Genomic DNA, 20,718 nt, shown 5'->3' with positions numbered 1-20,718 from the left:
CGACAATGCGTGATGAACCTTTTGTTTGGGTGAGATACCCGGATCTGCGGATCAGCGGATCACGGGCACCTGCACCCGGCCGTCATTCCTGGTGCGATTCGGAGAGGGTTACGACCAGAGCACGAAACCCGCGCCGGTTCCCGTGCCGCCTTCGGAGCGGTAGCAGGGCACATAGTCCACCACGCGCGCCTTCAATCCCGATCCTTCGAGCGCGCCCGCCGCGGCGATCCAGTTCTTGCATTCGGACGTACCGGCCTGGAACCAGCTTTCCGGATGGTTCACCGTGGCCTCGTGGTCGCCCCGGACCAGGGCATCCATGAAGGCGTGGTCGAACTGTTCGTCGATCACGAAGTGGCTGAGGCCGCCCGAGCCGATCACGGCCACGCGCAGGTCCTTGTCCCAGCTCTGGATCGCCTTGCCGACCGAGCGCCCCAACGCAAGGCAGCGCGCCGCCGTCGGCTGGTTGGGCGCGTAGAAGGTGTTGATGATGACGGGTACGTGCGGCGGCACGCGGTCCTTCATCACGTTGCGGTAGACAAAGCCATAGGCGTGCGGCATGCCGGTGCTGAAGCTGATGCGCTGGTCCGCTTCGCGCAGCCACTGGGATTGGGCCACGTCGAAGCCGTCGACCATGGTCTGCTCGATCATGTGCCGCCCGAGTTCGGGGCATCCGGGGTGCGTGAGCAGTTGCGGTGGCGCATGGCCGTGGTGCGCGACGTGAATGCCCGGCGGCTTGCGCGCGGCCTGGTCGTCGCGCGAGGGCATGTTCTGCACTTCCTTGCCCCAGAAGATGGTGAAGGCCGGCATGACGTCCTCGACGAACAGCTCATGCTGGTCGTTGCCCATGATCACCGCCACATCGGGGCGTGCCTTCTCCCATGCCTCGGCCAGCACCTCCACCGCGGCGTTGGCGCGTGCGTGGCGGCGCTCGCGCTCCTCGGGCTCGGCCTGCACGGCGAGGTTTTCACCTGCGCGCTCCGCGCACAGTGCGTCCCATTTGTAGGACTTTCCCCGGAACCACAGCGCCGGGTTCTTGCGATCCGCCTCGATGCGCGTCTGCCACTGCTCGGGCGGAGTGTGCATCTGCGGCGTGTGGGCCAGGCCCATGCCAAGGACAATGCGTGCCATGTCTGTGACTCCTGTTACTTGAGGTTGGCCTTGGCGAACGAGCGGCCCAGCATCGCGTCGACGCGACCGAACAGCTCTTCCTTGGGGTACTCCATGTAGTAGCCGATGGCGCGGCGCACCGGGTCGCCCTGGTAGTAGCGCTCATACAGTACCTGGCGGCCCGCGAAAGCGGAGATCGATGCGTCGGCGGCCAGTCGCATCAGCTGGATGCGTTCCTTGGAGGTCTGCCCCGCGCTGGCGAAGTACTGCTCGACCAGCTCACCGATCTCGCCCTGTGTTTCGCCATACGAGGGCACACCGACCAGGCCGCCCGCCGACACGGTGCGCACCACGTCGATCATGCGGGCATAGCGCTCATGGAAGTTCAGCTGCGCGCTGTGCAGCGGCCAGCGATTGGGAGCCCAGGTGCCGAACGGCGTCTCGGTGGCGGTGGCTTCGGCCCGATCCACGAAGGCCTGCTGCATCTCCAGGAAGATCAGCAGTTCGGCGAGCATGCCCTGCACGTTGGGGAAGATGTCGACCTTGATGCTGCGCGCCACATAGGCGGCCAGGCCGGCCATGAACTCGGCCTTGGCAATCGTGCGCGACATCGTCTGGTGCGTGTAGTGCTCGCCCAGGTAGGTGAGCTTGTAGATCTTGTTGCACAGGTCCGGGTCACGGTACACGAAGGTCCGCTCCCATGGCACGAAGACGTTCTCGAAGATCAGCACCGCATCGCCTTCGTCGAACTGCTGCGACAGCGGATTGTCCAGGTAGTGGCCGGCCCCATAGGGCACCACGGAGGGACGGCTCACCATCTTGAGGCCGGGCGTGGCCATGGGTAGAGCGAACGCGAACGCGTAGTCCTCCCCCTTGCTGTCGTTGGTGATGACGACCGAGGGCATCACCACCACTTCATCGGAAATCTGCGCGAGCGTGCCCACCCAGCGGCTGCCGCTGACATAGAAGCCGGCATCGGTTTCCTTGACCACCTTGAGCGCGATGTCGTGCTTTTGCTCGAACACCTGCTTGGAGCGGTCCACCTGCGGATTGACCTGCACATGGGTCATGGTCAGGTCGTTGCGCATGACGTGCTGGTGGTAGGCCGTGATGTTCGCGCCGAAGCTCCGGCCGCCGGGACTGGCGTCGAACACGGGCCGCGCCGCGGCCAGCGCGGCGATGCCGACGTTCATGAAGTCGGGAGTGCGCGCCAGCAGGCCGCAGGTGTGCTGCGCGGTGCGGCGCAGCGCACGGCCGCGGGTCACCAGGGCCTCCTTGCTCGTGGGCAGCACGTGCGAGCGTGCGACCCGCTCACCGGTGGCCGCATCCACCTGCGTCAGCACGTCCTGCGTGTCCGCGGCGTGCTGCAGGTCGTACAGCTCTGCAATGGTCTGCGCCGCGCCGCGGAATGCGGGGTCGGAAGTGACGTCCTTGACGCGCCTGCCGTCGATGTAAACCTCGCGCTCGTCGCGGAGGCCTTCCAGGAACTGTTTGCCGGTACGGATACCCATGGATGAATCCTTTTCGTAAGAACTAGGGAATAGGCGTTGTCACGTATTGCGCGCCTGTGTTTCGCTCCATGATACTTTTCATGAGCAAAAACTGGCTCATAAAAAGAATCCCGATAGGGAAAGTCATACGGAGACAAAAGCATGAATTTCGCGCACCGAAACAAAGAGGAAGAAAGCCCCGCGAACGATGCCGGCGTGCGCAGCGTGGAGACCGCCGTGCGGATCCTCGAACTGCTCGCGCACCATGTGGGGCCGGCGCGCGTGACGGACATCGCCCTCCGGCTGTCGCTGGGCAAGCCCCGCGTGTGCAGGCACCTGTCCACCCTGGAGTCCATGGGCCTGGCGCGCAAGGTGGGACGGCAGGGGTATGTGTTCGGCGAACGGCTTACGCACATGGCCCACCATGTGCTGCGCGAAAGAACGCTGGGCGAAATCGTCCGGCCCGCGCTCGAGGCCCTGTGCGAGGAAACCGGCCAGACCGTCACCTGGTCCGTGCCGTCACAGGAGGGGGCGGTCGTGCTCCAGTGCTTCGAGAGCAGCCGCGCCTCCATGAGCATCAGCGTCAAGGCAGGCACCGCCCTGCGCTATCCGCATTCGCCCGCCGCGCGTCTCGCAAGAAGCTTTCAAGCCGCGGCTCGGGGCGACGAGGACGTGACCCGGCAGTCCTGGAGCCGCTACCATGAACTGGGCGTGGACTATGAGATCGACACCCAGCGCACCGGCCTGGGCGGCATTGCCGCACCGGTGCTCTCGGGCGACTCCGTGCTGGGCCTGGTGTCGCTGGTCATGTCGTCGCGCCTGCTGATGCCGAAACCGTCATCGCAATTGATCGGCGCGCTGCGGCGCTGTGTGGCGGTGATCCAGGAGAGTGTGGACCAGTAACCTGCTGCCCTCCGGCCAGGGTAGCCGAGCAAGGGTCGCCCCACAGCGCCTCAGAGGGTTGTCATCACGGAAGCAATGAGCACGCTCCATGAAACTGGCAGGGCCCCTGCCAGAGCAGCCGAGCAAGGGCCGCCCCTCAGCGAAGGCTGCGTCCCCTTCCCGAACTGCGCAGCAGCTCGAGAGAAGGGGGAAGGCGCGCAGCGCCTCAGGGGGTTGTCCCTATGTACTCAGCCTTGATGCCCGCAGTGCACCGGGCAAGCGCCGCGACCAGGGAGGCTGCGGGCTTGGGGCGCAGTGCGGTGGACGGCGCCACGATGGAGATGGCCGCGACCATGTTGTTGCGGTCGTCCAGCACGGGGGCGGCGACGCCGCCGAAGCCCCGGCCGGTATCCAGTTCATATTCCGCACCGAACCCCGGCCAGTGCTTGAGCGGGCTCTTCGCGGGCCTGCCGAGGCCCGGTTGATAGGCCAGCGACAGGCGGCCGGCGGGCGACGCCGGTGGCACGAGCATGCTGGCGATGCGCACCGTGACCGGGGTGATGTCCAGGCTTTCCACGCACGCCAGCACCACCGAGCCGTTGGCGGCGGGCACGCTGAGGATCACGGTCTGGTTCACCTCGTCGCGCAAACGCACCATGTGCGGCTTGGCGACATCGACCAGGGTGCTGTCCTGCAGCGCGGCACGCCCCAGTTGCAGCAGTTTCCAGCCGAAGGTGTAGCCCTCGTGCGGGCTGCGCGCCACCAGCCCCAGGTTGAGCAGCGTCTGCATGTGGCGCGACACGCGGGCCTTGGTCATGCCCAGCTGGCGCGCCAGCTCGTTCACGCGCACGAGGCCGTTGTTGTCGGCAATGCCGTCCAGCACCTGCACGGCCACCTCCACGCTTTGCACGGTGGGGGACTTGCCGGCTTCCGGCTCGGCGGAACCCGACTCGATGCTCGGCAACTCTGTTTCGTCAGGCGGCACGACCTGGGCGGTTTTTCTGGGGCTCATGAATGGATTGTCGGTGTTGGTGGAGTGATTTTGTTCTTCTCTGCGAAATAACTTCGAAGTCTTTCCGTGGGACTGCCCCAATTGGTGAGCCACCCCTTCTGTCTTAAATTATGAGACACCATCTTGCTTTATGTGACTGGAGTTTAGAGTGAAACTTGGAACCATCCGCCTCAATGGCACCCCCACTGTGATCGCACGCGTGGAGGGCAATATCGCCGTCGCCGTTGACATGCCCGACATGGAGGCACTGATCATCTCCGGCAACGAAGGCCTGGAAAAGGCCAACAATGCCATCAACGCGGCCCGCGCAGGCACTGCCGCCACGATCGATGTGTCCGCTGCCGACTGGATGGCGCCGAATCCCCGTGCCTCCAAGATTCTGGGCTGCGCCGTCAACAACAAGAACCTGAACCAGCACGCGTTCAAGCCGATGAAGTCGCCCATGTTCTTCACCAAGGGCCGCTCCGCGCTGACCGGACACAACAAGCCCATCGTGCTGCTCGAGCGCCACGGCCGCTGCATTCCCGAGCCGGAGCCGGTCGCCGTGTTCGGCAAGCTCGCCAAGGACGTGCCGCAGGAAAAGATCCTCGACCACATCTTCGGCTGGACCATGACCAACGACGTGACCGCCAGCGGCATCAAGTTCGGCGAAGACTCCATCGCCCTGAACATGGATCCGAAGTTCACGGCGCCTCACCATTTCGCCTGGCGCGAGAAGTTCGGCGACCAGGACAACTACGTGTACTTCGTCTACCACGCACGCTCCAAGGCCGCGGATACCTTTGCGTCCATGGGCCCGTGGATCACGACCAAGGACGAGGTGCCCAATCCCAACAACCTGGCCATCCGCGGCTATGTCGATGGCGACATGTACTGCGAGGACAGCACGGCGAACTACTTCTTCCCGGTGGAGCGCGTGCTTCATGAAGCCAACATCTGGTTCACCATGGAGCCCGGCGACTGCGTGCACTGCGGCACCGCATCGAAGGGAACGCCGAACCACCCCAAGGGCAACATCGGCACGTTCCTGTCCCAGTACAAGAACACCGAGGTCGAGATCGAGTCGCTGGGCCGACTGCTGAACACCATCGAGCAGCGCTGACCCGCCGGGGCACCCGGCAGGGGATGCATGGCGGTGCCCCGCCCACTTGCAACGAGATCCATGACCATGACGCACACCTCAGACCTTCCACTGGCGATCGACCCGCGCGAGCTGCGCAAGGTGCTGTCCAGCTTCGTGACCGGAGTGACCGTCGTCACGGCGGTGGATGCGCAGGGCAACTACCACGGCGTGACGGCGAACTCCTTCAACTCGGTCTCGCTCGATCCGCCCCTGGTGCTGTGGAGCCAGGCACTGCGCGCATTCAGCCATCCGGTGTACCGCGATGCCAGGCACTTTGCGATCAACATTCTCTCCAGCGACCAGATCGACGTCTCCAACCGTTTCGCCAAGTCCGGCGAGGACAAGTTCTCGGGCATTGCGATCCGCAAGGGCTTGAACGGCGTGCCGCTGATCGAGGGGTGCCTTGCCTATCTGGAATGCAGCCGGCATGCCGCGCACGAGGCCGGCGATCACATGATCTTCATCGGCAGGATCGACCGGATGGAGTGCAACGGCAGCCGGCCCCTGGTGTTCGGCAGCGGCCGGTACCTGGTTGCGGAGACGCACGACCATGCGCGCCTGTCCAAGGCCGATGCACAGAACAACCGCGCGCGCCTGCACGCCATTCGCCTCGCCACGCATGCGGCGGTGGATCTCTCCTCCCGCCTGGATGTCACGGTCGGCGTGGCCGTGTGGGGAACACACGGCCCGACGATCGTGCACTGGGAGCCATCGAGCCAGCCGGTGAGCATGAACCTGCGGACGGGTGCTGTGCTGCCGGTGAGCGAATCGGCCACCGGGCGCGTATTCGCCGCGTGGCTCGACCAGGGCGCCGTAGAGCCCGTACTGAGCGCCGAGGCCCTGGCCCAGGGCGCATCGAGCGACAGCCTGCTGCAGGCGCTGGAAGAAGACCTGCAGGCAGTGCGCGCGAGCGGCAATGCGCTGGTGAGCGGTGTCTCCAGCTTCGTGGATCGCGAGAATGTGTCCGTCACCTCGGCGAGCGTTCCCGTCTTTCACACCGACGGCAGCCTGCTCGCGGCACTCACGATTCTGGGTGAGGCCGGCCAGATGGACCTGGGATCGGACTCCGAAGCGCTGCGTGCGCTGAAGGCCACGGCCAGCGAGTTGACCAGGCGCTTCCAGCCTGCCGAGGCCATGGCAGCAGGCTGATCTGCTTGAGGAAAAGAAAAAACGGCAGGGAGCTCCATGCTTCCTGCCGTTTCTTTTGTGAGGAACCGGGATGCGCGCGCGAACCGGCGAACAAGCGTGCCGATCAATCCACCGTGGCGCCCGAAAACCGCACGACAGCGGCCCAGCGCGCCGTCTCGGAGCGGATGTACTCGGCCAGTTGCTCCGGCGCGATGCTGCCAGGTTCCAGCCCGTCGCGCGCGAGCTGGGCGCGGACCGACGCCTCGGACATGACCTTCGAGAGCGCAGCCGCCATCTTGCCGACAAGCTCCCGGGACGTCCCCGCCGGGGCGACCAGGCTTTGCCAGGCGACCGCGTCAAAATCGGCCGTTCCCTTGATGCCCGACTCGGCCACGGCCGGCACGTCGGGCATGGAGGCCTGCCGCCGCGGCGACGTCACGGCCAGGGCGCGCAGCCGCCCGCTCTTCACATGCTGCAGCACCGGCGCGATGTCGCTGAACATCACGTCGATCTGCTGGCCCAGCAGGTCCGTCACGGCCAGGGCGCTGCCCTTGTAGGGCACGTGGTTGAGCCTGGCGCCCGTGGCGGCCTTGAGCATTTCCGCCGCCAGGTGCTGCGGGCTTCCATTGCCGGCCGAGCCGTAGGACAGGCCTTCCCGCCTGGACCTGGAAAGCGCCACCAGTTCCTCCAGGGTCCGGGCCGGCACGGAGGCATGCGTCACCACGGCCAGCGGCACGGCGCCGATCATTCCGACCGGCACGAAGTCCCTGGCCGGATCGTAGGGGAGCTTCCTGTAGAGGGACGGGTTGATGGCCAGCGTGGTGCTGGTCGCCACCAGCAGCACGCTGCCATCCGCGGGAGCCTTGGCGACGTAAGCCGCGCCAATCGCGCTGCCCGCGCCGGGCTTGTTGTCGACGATGATGGTGCGCCTGAGCAGCGGTGCCAGTTCCTTGGCGAGCAGGCGCCCCAGCATGTCGGTGGTGCCTCCGGCAGCGTAGGGCACGACGATGGTGACGGGCTTGCCTTCATTGGCCATCGCGGCCATCGGGGTTGTCGCAAGAGCGGCGGGAAGCGCCGCGAGGGACAGTGTCCATTGACGTCGGTTCATCATGACTCAGGCTCCCACGCCGGCACCGGCATCCTGGCGCGCACCGCGCAACTGGTCGATCAGCCCCAGGGAGTCCTCGGGGCATCGGATGCCGCGCCAGGCCACATGCTGGTCGGGACGCGAGAGCACCAGCGCATGCCGGTACAGGCCACGGGCCTCCGTGGACTGCACATCCATCACCTTCAGCGGCACGCCTCTGGCGGCGGCTGCCTCCTCCAATGGCGCGGTGGAGACGGCCGGATCGGTGCGCAGCAGCGTGTAGCCGGCGCCCATGGCGTCGTACAGCGAACGGCCGTCGTCGAGCCACACGTGCGGCGTGCGGCAGCCCGGCACGGTCGACGGCGTGAACTGGTCCATGGTGTAGCCGGGCTGGGGAGTCCCGTCGTACGCGATGATGGGCGACTGGTCGTAGAAGTAGCCGAAGTTGAGGCCGCCGCAGCAGTACTGCTTGACGTTCAGGTCGTACAGCGATTGCCCCACCTCCCGGCGCGTGGCTTCGCCGCAGCTGTCGTCGTCCTCGAGATGGGCGGGCACGCCTTCGCGTTTGGCCTGCAGGGCGATCGCGTGCTTCATGGCGAAGTTCGACACCTGCTCGGTGATGGGCAGGCGCTCGGCCTCGTAGGCCGAAAGAATCGCCTCGGTGCCCCAGCCCTGCAGGCGCGCCGCCAGCAGCCAGGACAGGTTCATGGCGTCGGCAATGCCCGCATTCATGCCATAGCCCGCCATCGGGATCCAGAGGTGGGCCGCGTCGCCGCAGATGAACACGCGGCGGTCACGGAACTTGTCGGCCACCAGCCGGCGGCCGACCCAGTCCTCCTTGCTCAGGATCTCGTACTGGAAGTCGGCTCCGACGCCCAGGATCTCCCGGATGGCCCAGTCGCGGTCGACCGAATCGAAATCCGTCTCGTCGGACTTCAGGTAGTTGTGCAGCAGGAACGTCTCGCGCCCGTCGATGGCATACACGTTGCCCGAGCGGCGCGGGTTGATGGAGAAGGTGGCCCATGCGCGCTGGTTGCCGGTCCGCTGGTACAGGTCCGGTGCGCGGAAATAGGTGGACTGCACGCGGCCGACGACGGCGGTTCCCGACAGCTTGGCGCCGATCGCCTTGCGCACGGCGGACTTGCCGCCATCGCAGCCGATCATGTACTGGCTGCGGACGGTGAAGCGCCTGTCCGATTCCAGGTCCACCGCCTGCGCGGTGACGCCCTGCTCGTCCTGGACGAACTCGTCGATCCGCGTGCGGTTGAGAATGCGCAGGTTCGGCTGGGCGAGCGCATGTTCGAAGAGAACGGGCTCCAGGAAGATCTGGTTGATGCGGTGCGGAGGCTCGGGCGTGGGCCACCAGGTATCGGGCCCGCCGGTGGCCGAGTAGCGCACGTCGCGCGCGGGAATCGGGATCCGCGAGAGCTCGGTGCCCGTGAACGTGGTGCGGTAGGCCACGTCGTTGGGGTAGTCCGCGGGCAATCCGGCGTTGCGCAGGGCCTCGGCCACGCCCAGGCGGCGGAACACCTCCATGGAACGCGCCGACGTGTGATTGCACTTGACGCTGGGCGGCTCGCCGCGCTCCCGGGTCTCCGCCAGCAGCACGTCGATGCCGCGCTGCGCCAGGTCCATCGCCAGCGTGAGGCCCACCGGGCCGCCACCAACAATCAGGACCTGGGCCGTCAATTCTTCCTTCATCTCATCGCTCCAAAGTTCGTACCGGTGATCCAGGGCGCTGCAAAACGCCACAGGGGGTTGCTTCATTTCAGCGTGGCATTGAAACGAAAGATCGCGGACGAGTGAAATGAAGGAATTGCGATGATCAATAAGGAAAGGTTATTTATCCCTTCAAGCGCTTCAGCAGCAGCTCCTGCAGGCTTGCCGCGGTGGGCGGCAGCGTGCGCTCCCGCTTGTAGATGAACGCGGTGTTGCGTTCCACCAGCGGACGCAGGATCCGGCGCGTGACCAGCCCCTCGCTGCTGGCCGCGCCAACAATCGAGCCCGGCACCACGGCCACGCCGAGGCCTCCGCTCGCCAGCGCCAGGGCGGTGGTGAGCAGGGACACCTCGTGCTCGACGCGCAGCGCCACGCACGCCTCGGATGCCGCGCGCTCGATGCGCCGCCGCACGCCGTATCCGGCCTTCACCGTGATGATCGGAAAGGCGCCAAGCTGCTTCCATGTCAACGGCCTGTCGGAGGCGAAGAACCTGGCCTGCGCCACCGCGACCAGCGGATCGTGGCGGAACACCTGCTCCTCCAGTCCGGGGATGGGGGTTTCCAGCGTGCCGATGCCGCAATCGACGCGCTCGCTCATGATCCGCTCGACAAATTCTCCCGGCGCGCAGTCGTCGATGAGCAAATGAACGTCGGGGTGCAGCGCGGTGTATTCCCTGAGGATCGAGGGCAGCAGCGTCTGCGCCACGGTCGATGTGGCCGCGATGCGGAGCCGACCCTTCCTGCCCGCGGAGAAATCGACCATGCTCCTCCCCAGGGACTCGAGCTCGGCGAGCGTGCGCATGGCATGGCCGTAGGCCTCGGCAGCGGCCTCGGTCCGCCGCAACGCGCGCGTGGACCGGTCGAACAGCCGCACGCCCAGGCGCTCCTCCATTTCCCGCAGCAGCACGGTAACGGCGGGCTGGGTCACGGACAGCATGTCCGCCGCCGCCGAGATGTGGCCGCTCTGGTAGACCGCGACGAAGGCGCGCAGTTGCCGCACCGAAGGCAATCCTCGCAGCGATGGAAGCTTGTTCTCAGTCATCCGGCTATTCTCGGCGCATTCCCTGCCCGCCGGGTCACCGCGAAGCCCGCTCGAGGCACGGGTGGGGGTGCGGGGGCGTCAGTCCGCGCTCGGGCGCGCTTCGTGTGCATCCGCCTTGCCCGGATGATCCGAGCCAGCGGACTCGCAGACCGTCAGCAGCCGGCTGGGCACGTCGCCCACGGCGAGGTAGGCATGGCCCATGTTTCCATCGAAGTAGATCGAGTCGCCTGCATTGAGCACCACCGGGGCATAGAGCTCGGTATGGAATTCCACCTGGCCCTCGATCACGTAGCTGAATTCTTCACCGGGGTGACGGACGAAATCGCCGAACTCCTTGAGGAATTCCTCGATGCTTCGCGCCTGGATGGTGGTGATCATGGGAATGAGCCGCTTGTTCAGCAGCTCGGTGGCCAGATACGTCGTCCCGTAGTTGGGATTGCCCAGCGGCAGCCCCTCGCCGCTGCGCTGGATGGTGCGGCGCCCGGTTGCGCGGGTGTGGGGAGATGCGGCACTTGCCGAATGATTGCCCGCCGGGGCGATGACCTGCGACATGTCCACATTCAGGCCACGCGCAATCAGGTGCAGCTTCTCGTAGGAAAGCGACGCATGGCCCTTTTCGAGCTTGGACAGCGTGGACACGCTCATCCCCGTCCGCTTGCTGACCTCGCCCAAGGTGAGTCCGAGGCGTTTGCGCAGGGCGCGAATCGCCTCTCCCGGAGGTTGGCGAGGGGTGATGGGGGCTGGTGACGCGTCAAGCATGAAGGGTGAAGTGGTTGACTCTGCGGTCAATGCAAGTGGCGATAACGGAATTTATACCCGGTGAGAACTTTTGTCTAATTCTATCCGCTTTATCGAATTGGAGAAAAATTATCCAAATTGGAAAAAACATTGTAGGATTCATTCCACCGCGTGCGACGTACCTCTTCAAACTCATACCGCACGACGCGAGGACAACCCATGAGCGAACTAGGCAAGACGGAGACAAAACCCTCAACAGCCCGCCTCGACGCGGCCCAACCTACCGCGGAGGCCACGGCAATGACGGCCGCGCTGGACGAAGTATTCGCATTTGCCAATCGCAGCGATGCGCCCGGGATGGTGGTGGGCGTGGCCCAACGCGGCCGCATCGTCTACCGCCGCGGCTTCGGCCTGGCGAACGTGGCCCTAGGGGTGGCGAACACACCCGCGACGCTGATGCGCATCGGTTCGAGCAGCAAGCACTTCACCTGCCTGGCGGCACTTCTGCTCGCCGAGGAGGGCCGCCTGGACGTGGATGCCCCGGTCCGCACCTATCTTCCCGAACTGCCGCAGCGCACGGTCGACCCTAGCCTGCGCCAGTTGATGACGCACACCAGCGGCTATCGCTGCCATGTGGACCTGAGCTCCCTGTCGGATGGCCTGGCCGTCCAGCCCAGGGGAGCCGGACTGGCGACGATGGTGCGCCAGTCCGAATCGAACTTCGAGCCCGGCGAAAGCCAGCTCTACTGCAATGGCGGCTACCACCTGCTGTCCCTGGCGATCGAGCGCGCGAGCGGCATGCGTTTCGAGCAATTCATGCAGGAGCGTATCTTCGGACCGATGGGCATGGTCGATACCGCGTCGGTGCCCTGCGACTTCCGTATCCACCGCGGCCTTGCCACGCTGCATGTGCCGCAGCCCGCCGAACTGGGCGGCGGCTGGCGGCTGGGCGTCTTTCCCTCCGAGGAAATCCTTGGCGAGGGAGCCATGGTGTCGACGGTCGACGACATGCTGCGCTGGCTCGCGCACCTGCGTGGCCCGAAGACGGTCGGCAGCGCGGAGAGCTGGCGGCAGATGCTGTCGACGGCGACACTGAACAATGGCCTGCAGTCCGTCTACAGCCTGGGCCTGATGCAGCACCTGTACCGAGGGGTCAAGGTCATCCACCACGCCGGCGCGGTGGTGGGCGGCAGTTGCCAGATGCTGACCGTTCCGGACCATGAACTGGACGTCGTGCTGATGGCCAATGGACTCGAGGCCAGCATGCCAAGCCTGGCGAACAAGGTGGTCGACGCCGTGCTCGGCGATGCAGCGCTTGCCGCCGCCGAGGCCCGGGTGGCAGGCGCGCGCTTCCAGCCCATGCTCGGCTCGTGCTACCGGGATCCCTGCTCCGGCATGGTGGTCGGGTTCGCCGAAACGCCCGAAGGCCAGCTGGGGCTGAGCCTGTTCCGCCGTCCGCCTGTCGCATTGCGCGATGAAGGTGACCTGCTGCGTATCGGGTTCGAGGACCTGGCGGCGGGGCCCTTCGTCGTCGAAACCTCCTCGTTGGCAACGGAGGGAGCCCCCCGGGGCACCTGCGGTTCAGCGAGGCGGGTTGCGCCAGCCAGCTCGAACTCATCACCGGAGCGCCCCCCGGCGTGGAAGAGGCCGCGCCCGCACTGGTCGGCCGCTACCACGCGGCCGACCTCGGGGTGGATGCATGCCTCACGCTGGAGACGGAGGCAGGCCGCCAATTTCTGAAGCTGCAGACATTCGGCTCGATCGCCACGCCATCCGTGGAGCTCCTGCCGCTGTCCCCCGACATCTTTGCGCTGCAGGGCGACCTGTCTCCCGGCGCCAAGGCGCACGGCGTGCTGTGCCTCGTGCGCGAGAGCGACGGCCGCATCACGGGCTTTCACGTGAGCAGCCTGCGCTCCCGGCACGTTCTCTTCAGGCGCCTGGCCGAGGCCTGAACACGCGGCCACACACCAGACGCTACAGCGTTCCCTGTTCCGCGCATCCGGCTGACCGGCCGCGCGCGGAGTGAAGCGGCGGGGGCCTGCCCCCGCCTTTCAGACCAGGCGCCTCCACGCGAGGGAGGCGACCTGGTCTTTTTTTTCCAATTTCGACAATGTGGAAATTTCATGCCATCCCCATGCATGGCGTGGCTGCGGCATGCCTTTTCGTCGGATCTGCGGTTTCGAATGGCACGCCAGAGGGGAAAGCCGCTCCGGAATACAGGGTCTGTACGGATTGCGGCACGAGGATTTGTATGCCGCAAATTATCAATTTCTGAAATTTTTATACAAATTAGAAAATTAATTGCCAATACGTATATTTATTTGTAGCATCGCGACTGAATCGACCCCACTCAAAAAACTTTCTGGAGACATCAGCACCATGAGTCGTTCTGCCAAAGCCCGGCCTGGCCGGTTTTCCCCATCCGCCGCACCCCGCGCCAGGCAGCTTGCACTGCTGGTCGCCTCGGCCGCCGCATTGATGAGCCAGGCCACACAGGCCCAGGCACAGGAGACCCCGGCATCCGAATCGCCCGCCGCCGCCTCGACGGAAACCACCGACGCCAAGGCCCAGACCCCTCCCACGCTGGACGCCATCACCATCACCGCCACGCGCCGTCGCGAGCCCGTGCGCGAGGTGCCGATGCAGGTCAACCTGATGAAGGGCGAGGAACTGGAGCGCTCCGGCGCCAAGGGGCTGCCCGACTATCTCGCCGAGCAGCCCGGCGTGAACCTCACGAGCAGCGGCACCGTGGGCGGCGTGCTCAGCATGCGCGGGCTGACCACCGGCCCCTCGCAGACCGTGGCCACCGTCGGCGTGTACGTGGACGATGTCGCCACGGGCCTGAGCTCATCGGCGGCGCTGGGCGGCTTCACACCGCTGGACATGGGCCTGCTCGACCTGAACCACATCGAGGTGCTGCGCGGTCCGCAGGGCACCCTGTATGGCGCCGGCGCCATGGGCGGCGTGCTCAAGTACGTGACCAACCAGCCCGACACCACGGAGTTCTCCGGCTCCATGAAGCTGGGCGCCTCGGCCACCCAGGGGGGCGGCCCGGGCATGACGCTGAGCGGCGTGGTCAACATTCCGCTGAAGGAAGACGTCGCAGGCCTGCGCATCGCCGGCTTCACCGATCGCGTCGGCGGCAGCTACGATGCCGTGGGGCCCGCTGCCATGTCGAACGTCAATCGCGGCCATACCGAAGGCGGCCGGCTTTCGCTGCTGCTCACGCCGACACGCGAGCTGACGGTGCGCCTGACGGGCACGGTGCAGGACATCAAGCGCAAGGGCCTGGGCTACGAGGATCTGGACATGCGCACGCTGCGCCCGGTGATCGGCGAGCGCCAGCGCTTTCTCTCGGTACGCGAGCCCTACGCCAACCGCACGGCCATCATCGGCGCGGATGTGGAGTACGACTTCGGGTGGGCACGCCTGAACTCGATCACGTCGGCACAGGACACCGAGATCCGCAGCAACACGGACATGACCGGTCTCTATGGGCCCGCGCTGCGGGCCGCGGGCCTGCCGGTGAGCACCGTGCCCCTGTTCAGCAACGTGGACCAGAACCGGGTCAGCCAGGAGTTCCGCCTGACCTCGCGGTCGGGCATCGAGTTCGAATGGCTTGCAGGCCTGTACCTGAACCGCGAGCGCGGCGCCGTCAACGGCGGCATCAACGCCAACGTGACCGGCAGCCCGAACATGGTCAACCTGCTCACGTCCTCGACACCGAGCCGCTACCGCGAGACCGCCGCCTACGGCGACGTGACGTGGAACGCGACACCGTCGCTGTCGATCACCGGCGGCGTGCGCATTTCCCACAACAGCCAGTCCTATACCAACTCCGGCGACGGGCTGCTGGTGGGCGGCAAGCCCATCCAGGGCGGCGAGTCGGCATCGGACAACGCCACGACCTACCTGGGCACGATCAAGTATGCGCTGGACAAGACCAGCAACGTGTACTTCCGCGCGGCCAGCGGCTACCGCCCCGGCGGACCGAACGCGCTCAAGCCGGACACCGACCGCAACATCGTCAAGCCGATGTACACCTCCGACACGCTCTGGAGCTACGAGCTGGGCTACAAGGCCGACCTGCTGGATCGCACACTCTCCATCGAAGGTGCGCTCTACGACATCGAATGGTCCGACATCCAGCAGCCCATCAAGAGCGGCAACTTCACCTTCGTCACCAACGCGGGCAAGGCGCGCGTGCGTGGCGCTGAGCTGGCACTGAACTGGCGGCCCAACTCCGCCTGGAACGTGAACGCGTCCACCTCGCTCATCAACGGCAAGCTGCTCGACGATGCGCAGGGCCTGGGCGCCAAGGCCGGCGACCGGATGCCCGACACCGCACGCTTCTCCGGTGTCCTGGGTGTCACGCACTTCTTCAAGCTCGCGGACCACAACTCCTACGTGGGTGCATCGGTGCGCTACACGGGCCAGCGCAACTCCGGCTATCCGGGCAGTGTGCTGGTGAACAACGTGAGGATGCCGGCCTTCTCCATCGTCGACCTGCAGGCCGGCATGGACTTCAAGTCGTTCAGCCTCGCCGCCTACGTGCGCAACGCCACCAACAAGCGCGGCATCGTGTCGGTCGATCCAGGCCTCGCTCCCGCATCGAACCCGTACCAGACCGAGGCGGCACTGACCCTGCCACGCACCATCGGCGTGAACATGACCGTACCGTTCTGACCATGACCATGTCGGCCTTCAAGCAGGAGGCGGCTCCGGTCGCCCTTTCAACGAACGGGAAGGCGCCCATCAGCGCCTGGTATGCACTCGCCGTGCTGATCATGTCGACGGTGCTGGGCGGGGTGGACAAGCTCATCCTCAACCTCCAGCTGGAGCCGATACGCATCTCGCTCTCGCTGACGGACACGCAGATCGGACTGCTGCAGGGCGCCGGCCTGGCCCTCTTTGCCGGGCTGGCGACCCTGCCGCTGGGCTGGCTGAGCGACCGCTATGACCGGCGCGTCGTCCTGGCCGCCTGCGTGGTGCTCTGGAGCGCGGCCACCGGACTGCGCGGAACGGCCGAGACCTATGGCGTGCTGTTCATCGCATCGATCGGCCTCGGGGTCGGCGAGGCGGGCCTCACACCGATCACCAACAGCCTGATTCCCGACCTGTTCTCGCGCGCCCAGCGCGTGCTGGCCAATACGGTCTATGCCCTCTCCACGATCTTCGGGGCCGCGCTGGGATCGATCCTGGCCGGCTCCATCGTCAAGATGATGGATGACCTGCGGCCCGTGCTGCCGGTCTCGATGCAGACGCTCGAGTCGTGGCGGCTGACGTTCTTCTTCATGGGACTCGTGGGCATTCCCGCGACCCTGCTGGTGCTGTCGATCCGCTCGACCCAGCGCACCAGCAAGGCCGAGCAGGCCGTGCGCGCAGTCGCGAAGGTCGAACCGGACGAGAACCTGGTCACCTTCCGCGAACACATGCTCGCGCACTGGCGCACCTTCATCGGACTGATCCTGGGCACCGGGCTGGCGGGCATCGGCCTCAGTTCGCTCGGGGGCTGGATCCCGGTGCTTGCCGTGCGCACCTTCGGCTCCACGCCCGCGGAGGTGGGACAGGGCATCGGCATCGCCATCCTCTGCGGCACGATCGTGGGCGGCGCCGTGGGCTTCTTCGCCGTGCGCTATGCGCAGCGCGTCGTCGGCCCCGCCGCCGCGGTGCGCGTGGTCATGGTGGGCAATGTCATCGCAGCGCTGCTGTCGATGCTGCTGCTGCTCGTGACCACCTCCACGCAGGCGTTCATGCTTCTCGGCCTGTTGGTCACGCCGCTGATCGGTGGAGCCGTCGCGGTGCCCAACGTCCTGCAGGACGCGGCGCCGCCCCACCTGCGCTCGCGCACCATCGCCGTGCTCACGATCCTGGGCCTGCCCTTCGGCGTGATCGGTCCGTTGATGGTCGGCGTGCTGTCCGATGCGTTCAAGCATCTGGACAACGGCCTCGCGCTGGCCATCGTCTGCACGACCGTGGTCGGCGGTCTGGTGGGTGCGGTGGTGCTCTATGTGACCGAGCGACCCTTCGTGCGGCTGATGCGCGAGGCGCACATCACCTGACCGGGCGCTCGTTCCGCTCGCAACCGGCGGCAGCCCGAGAGCTGCCGCCCAGGCGCCGGAGGCCCGACCCGGCACCGACGAATGCCATGGCCTTGCGGCCAGGCCTTCCCTTCCGCGCACCCCTCTTCTTCTTTCCTGACCCAACCCTCTGTCTTCCATGTCTGAAACTACTGCTCCTCCCCAAACCGCATCCCCTGCCCCGTCCGGCATGCAGGCATCCCAGCCACTGGCCCTGCTGGACACCGTCCTCGAGCCGTTCAACCATCCGGACTCTCCGGGCGTGGTGGTCGCCGTGGCACAGCACGGCAAGCTGCTGTACCGCCGCGCGGTCGGCATGGCAAGCATCGAGATGGGCGTGGCCAACCGGCCCAGGACGCGCATCCGCATCGCATCCACGAGCAAGCATTTCACGGCGATGGGCATCATGCTGCTGGTCGAGGATGGGCTGGTGGGGCTGGACGACAAGGTCCAGAAGCACCTGCCCGAAATGCCCGACCTCGGGCCTCAGGGTGTCACGGTGCGTCACCTGCTCACCCACACCAGCGGCTGGCGCGGCCACGATGAGCTCTGGGCGCTGGCACACGGCCTGACCTTCACCCACCCCGGCCCCGGCATGCCCGCGATGGCCCGCCAGACCGAGCTGAATTTCGTTCCCGGAACGCAGATGATGTACAGCAATGGCGGCTACCACATGCTCGCCAGGATCATCGAACGCGTGAGCGGCAAGAGCTACAACGACTTCCTGAAGGAACGCTTCTTCGTTCCGCTGGACATGCCCGACACCGAGTCCATCACCACCGACCTCGATGTGTCCCCAGGCCTCGCCCAGCCCTACATGCCCAAGCCGGGCGGTGGCTGGACCCGCGGCCTGTACCCCTGCGAACTCGACGGCGGCGGCTCGCTCGCCTCCACCGTTGACGACATGCTGCGCTGGGTGGCGCATCTTCGCAGCGACGACAAGAAGGTCGGCAAGGCGGAAAGCTGGAGTCTCCTGTCCGCCCCCACCACGCTCGCCTCGGGCGACAAGGTGGAATACGGATTCGGTCTGGCCCGGCATCTGTATCGCGGCGTGGAGATCGTGCACCACGCGGGCGCCGCGCTTGGCACCACGTCGCAGATGCTCACGGTGCCGGCACATGGACTCGACATCGTCATCCTGGCCAACGGTGCACCCGTCAATCCCGCCGGCCTGGCCATCGGAGTGGTCGAGGCGCTGCTCGCGGAACACCTCAAGGAGCGTGCGCCGCGCGCCCAGTCCACGGATTTCCCCTCCCTCATCGGCCAGCGCTACTACGCACGCGAAACGGGCAGCCTGCTGGGCTTTGCCGACGTCGACATGGCGGGCCGGCACATGCTCGGCATGTCGCTGGAAGGCTCGATGGCCATTCCCATGAATCATGTGGGCGACCGCCTCTGGCTGGGTCTCCAGGAGATATCGGCCAGCGACACCGCGCTGGATGCTGCACTCATCGACCCGAAGAGCGCGCCGGATGTGCTGGCCGTGACCGAGGGCGGACAGCCGCGCCGCTTCGAGCGCATCGCCGGGCCTGCCCCCGAGGTGTCCGGCTTCGCGCCCCAGGTGTCGGGCACGTTCTTCAGCGCCGCGATGGATGCCAGCGCCACCATCGAGACACGCAACGAACAGCTGGTCATGCGCGTGCAGGGCCGCTACGGCTTCGTCGAGAGCGTGCTCACCCTGGTGTCGGAGGACGTGGCCCTCCTCACCTCGACCGATCCCGTGCTCGCCAAGCTGGGCAAGATGGTGCTCAGCTTCGACCGCGAAGCAGGCCGCGTCGTCGGCCTGCGCATGAACACGGCGCGTTCGCGCAATCTGCGCTTCGTGCGCCAGGAGTCCAACGCATGAAGTTCTTCACCTGCCTGCTGGCCACCGAAACCAACACCTTCGTGACGGCCCCGACCGGATGGGGCTCCTTCAACGAGTACGGCATCTTCCGCGGCGATGCGGGCACGCGCGACGCCACGGGCTACGGCATGTACGCGGCGGCCATGCGCAAGCGGCTGGCCGAGGAAGGCCATGAACTGGCCGAGAGCCTCCTGGCCTTCGCCCAGCCCTTCGGCCGCACCGTGCGCGAAGTCTACGAAACGCTGCGCGACGAGATCCTGGCGGACCTCGCCAAGGCCGGCCCGGTGGACGGGGTCTTCCTGATCCTGCACGGCGCGATGGTGGCCGATGGTTACGACGACTGCGAGGGCGACCTGATCACCCGCGTGCGCTCTCTCGTGGGGCCTGGCGTGCCGATCGGCGTGGAGCTGGACCTGCACTGCCATTTCACGCACCGGATGATGAGCCAGTCCGACGTGATCATCGCGTACAAGGAGTATCCGCACACCGACGCCCTCGATCGCATGTACGAGCTCATGCGCATCGTCGTCGATGCCGCGGCCGGACGCGTGCGCCCCACCACGGCCGTGCATGACTGCCGCATGGTCGGCCTCTGGCACACCACGCGCGAGCCCATGGCCGGCTTCGTGCGCCGCATGCAGGAATGCGAGCAGCTGCCTGGTGTGCTCTCCGTGTCGCTTGGCCACGGCTTTCCGTGGTCGGACGTGCCGGAGTCGGGCGCGAAGCTGTGGGTGGTGACGGACAACGATCTCGCCCTGGCGGAATCGCTGGCCGACGAGCTGGGCCGCGAGTTCTGGGAGTTGCGCCACGCGACCCGCAACAGCACACCGGAGATCGGCGAAGCGCTGGAGCAGGCGCTGGCCGTGGAAGGCGGCCCCGTGGTGATCGCAGACGTCTCGGACAATCCCGGCGGCGGCGGCCCCGGCGACAGCACGTTCATCCTGCGGGCGGTGCTCGATCGCGGCATCCACGACGTTGCGCTCGGAGGCTTCCACGACCTGGGCGCCGTGCGCCTCTGCCGCGATGCGGGCGTCGGCGCCAGCTTCGAGCTGCGTCTTGGCGGAAAGTGCGGACCGAGCTCCGGTGATCCGATCGACCTGCGCGTCACGGTGAAGGCCGTGGTCGATGAGCACACGCAGACCGGGCTCACACCGGGCACGCGCTCGGCGCTGGGCACGAGCGTGTGGGTACAGGCCGCCAACGGCGTCGACCTGGTGCTCACCAGTGCGCGATCACAGGTGATGGCCACCGACATGTTCACGGGCCTCGGCATCGACCTGCTTGGCAAGAAGATCATCGTCGTGAAGTCGGCGCAGCACTTCTACGGACAGTTCGCGCCCATCGCCAGTCAGGTGCTGTATGCATCCACGCCCGGCGCCCTGAGCGTCGACTTCGCCAACCTGCCATACCGCGTGCGCGATCTGGACTATTGGCCGCGCGTGGAGGAGCCGCAGCGCCCCTCGC

The 20,718-nt window shown here is 66.4% G+C and carries 15 protein-coding genes and 1 pseudogene; 9 read left to right on the top strand and 7 right to left on the bottom strand.

The genetic code is table 11. From position 1 onward, the window contains the following. Positions 1-108: 108 nt before the first annotated feature. The gene (locus tag H9K76_RS01280; protein WP_187597813.1) at positions 109-1,128 is read right to left on the bottom strand and encodes a DODA-type extradiol aromatic ring-opening family dioxygenase; all 1,020 of its coding nucleotides are present in this window, start codon (positions 1,126-1,128) and stop codon (positions 109-111) included. 14 nt (positions 1,129-1,142) lie between these two features. Continuing rightward, positions 1,143-2,618: a 4-hydroxyphenylacetate 3-hydroxylase family protein gene (locus H9K76_RS01275; protein ID WP_187597812.1), complete on the bottom strand. Its 1,476-nt coding sequence runs from the start codon at positions 2,616-2,618 to the stop codon at positions 1,143-1,145. 141 nt (positions 2,619-2,759) lie between these two features. Between H9K76_RS01275 and H9K76_RS01270 the strand changes: the two genes are divergently transcribed. Beyond that, a complete protein-coding gene (locus tag H9K76_RS01270; protein ID WP_187597811.1) occupies positions 2,760-3,500 on the top strand; it encodes an IclR family transcriptional regulator in 741 nt (246 codons plus the stop codon). A gap of 205 nt (positions 3,501-3,705) precedes the next feature. Here H9K76_RS01270 and H9K76_RS01265 read toward each other — a convergent pair whose 3' ends face one another. Next, positions 3,706-4,491, bottom strand: coding sequence for an IclR family transcriptional regulator (locus tag H9K76_RS01265; protein WP_187597810.1), 786 nt, complete (start codon positions 4,489-4,491; stop codon positions 3,706-3,708). Between the two features lie 148 nt (positions 4,492-4,639). On the opposite strand from H9K76_RS01265, the gene H9K76_RS01260 reads away from it, so the two are divergent. Continuing rightward, a complete protein-coding gene (locus H9K76_RS01260) occupies positions 4,640-5,593 on the top strand; it encodes a fumarylacetoacetate hydrolase family protein (RefSeq protein WP_187597809.1) in 954 nt (317 codons plus the stop codon). A 66-nt stretch (positions 5,594-5,659) separates the two neighbouring features. After that, on the top strand, positions 5,660-6,763 hold the full coding sequence (locus H9K76_RS01255; RefSeq protein WP_187597808.1) for a flavin reductase: 1,104 nt from the start codon (positions 5,660-5,662) through the stop codon (positions 6,761-6,763). Between the two features lie 103 nt (positions 6,764-6,866). On the opposite strand, the gene H9K76_RS01250 is transcribed toward H9K76_RS01255, so the two are convergent. From H9K76_RS01250 to H9K76_RS01235, 4 genes are all read right to left on the bottom strand, one after another. Further along, positions 6,867-7,853 carry a tripartite tricarboxylate transporter substrate binding protein gene (locus tag H9K76_RS01250; RefSeq protein ID WP_246475237.1) on the bottom strand — a complete coding sequence of 329 codons (987 nt, stop codon included), beginning with the start codon at positions 7,851-7,853 and terminating at the stop codon, positions 6,867-6,869. A 3-nt stretch (positions 7,854-7,856) separates the two neighbouring features. Next, a complete protein-coding gene (locus tag H9K76_RS01245; protein WP_187597807.1) occupies positions 7,857-9,530 on the bottom strand; it encodes an FAD-dependent oxidoreductase in 1,674 nt (557 codons plus the stop codon). A gap of 142 nt (positions 9,531-9,672) precedes the next feature. Then, entirely contained in the window at positions 9,673-10,590 is a 918-nt protein-coding gene (locus H9K76_RS01240) for a LysR family transcriptional regulator (protein WP_187597806.1), read from the bottom strand. Positions 10,591-10,668: 78 nt separating this feature from the next. Then, on the bottom strand, positions 10,669-11,349 hold the full coding sequence (locus H9K76_RS01235; RefSeq protein WP_187597805.1) for a helix-turn-helix domain-containing protein: 681 nt from the start codon (positions 11,347-11,349) through the stop codon (positions 10,669-10,671). Between the two features lie 198 nt (positions 11,350-11,547). On the opposite strand from H9K76_RS01235, the gene H9K76_RS01230 reads away from it, so the two are divergent. The 6 genes and pseudogenes from H9K76_RS01230 to H9K76_RS23370 form a co-directional block, all read left to right on the top strand. Beyond that, positions 11,548-13,068 (top strand): serine hydrolase domain-containing protein, encoded by a 1,521-nt coding sequence (locus H9K76_RS01230; RefSeq protein ID WP_187597804.1) that lies wholly within the window; start codon positions 11,548-11,550, stop codon positions 13,066-13,068. Next, entirely contained in the window at positions 13,020-13,280 is a 261-nt protein-coding gene (locus tag H9K76_RS01225; protein WP_187597803.1) for a hypothetical protein, read from the top strand. The genes H9K76_RS01230 and H9K76_RS01225 overlap by 49 nt, the downstream gene beginning before the upstream one ends. A 427-nt stretch (positions 13,281-13,707) precedes the next feature. After that, positions 13,708-16,014: a TonB-dependent receptor gene (locus H9K76_RS01220; RefSeq protein ID WP_187597802.1), complete on the top strand. Its 2,307-nt coding sequence runs from the start codon at positions 13,708-13,710 to the stop codon at positions 16,012-16,014. An 8-nt stretch (positions 16,015-16,022) separates the two neighbouring features. Next, complete coding sequence (locus H9K76_RS01215) at positions 16,023-17,390, top strand: MFS transporter (RefSeq protein ID WP_187597801.1); 1,368 nt, start codon at positions 16,023-16,025, stop codon at positions 17,388-17,390. A 157-nt stretch (positions 17,391-17,547) separates the two neighbouring features. Next, positions 17,548-19,254, top strand: a complete 1,707-nt coding sequence (locus H9K76_RS01210; RefSeq protein WP_187597800.1) for a serine hydrolase domain-containing protein — start codon at positions 17,548-17,550, stop codon at positions 19,252-19,254. After that, positions 19,251-20,690 (top strand): annotated as a pseudogene (locus tag H9K76_RS23370) (M81 family metallopeptidase); the annotation flags it as partial. The gene H9K76_RS01210 and the pseudogene H9K76_RS23370, both read left to right, overlap by 4 nt. Between the last annotated feature and the right edge of the window lie 28 nt (positions 20,691-20,718).

The sequence above is a fragment of the Diaphorobacter ruginosibacter genome (genome assembly GCF_014395975.1).
Classification (GTDB): Bacteria; Pseudomonadota; Gammaproteobacteria; order Burkholderiales; family Burkholderiaceae_C; genus Diaphorobacter_A; species Diaphorobacter_A ruginosibacter.
This window is presented reverse-complemented; position numbering and strand designations above follow the sequence as displayed.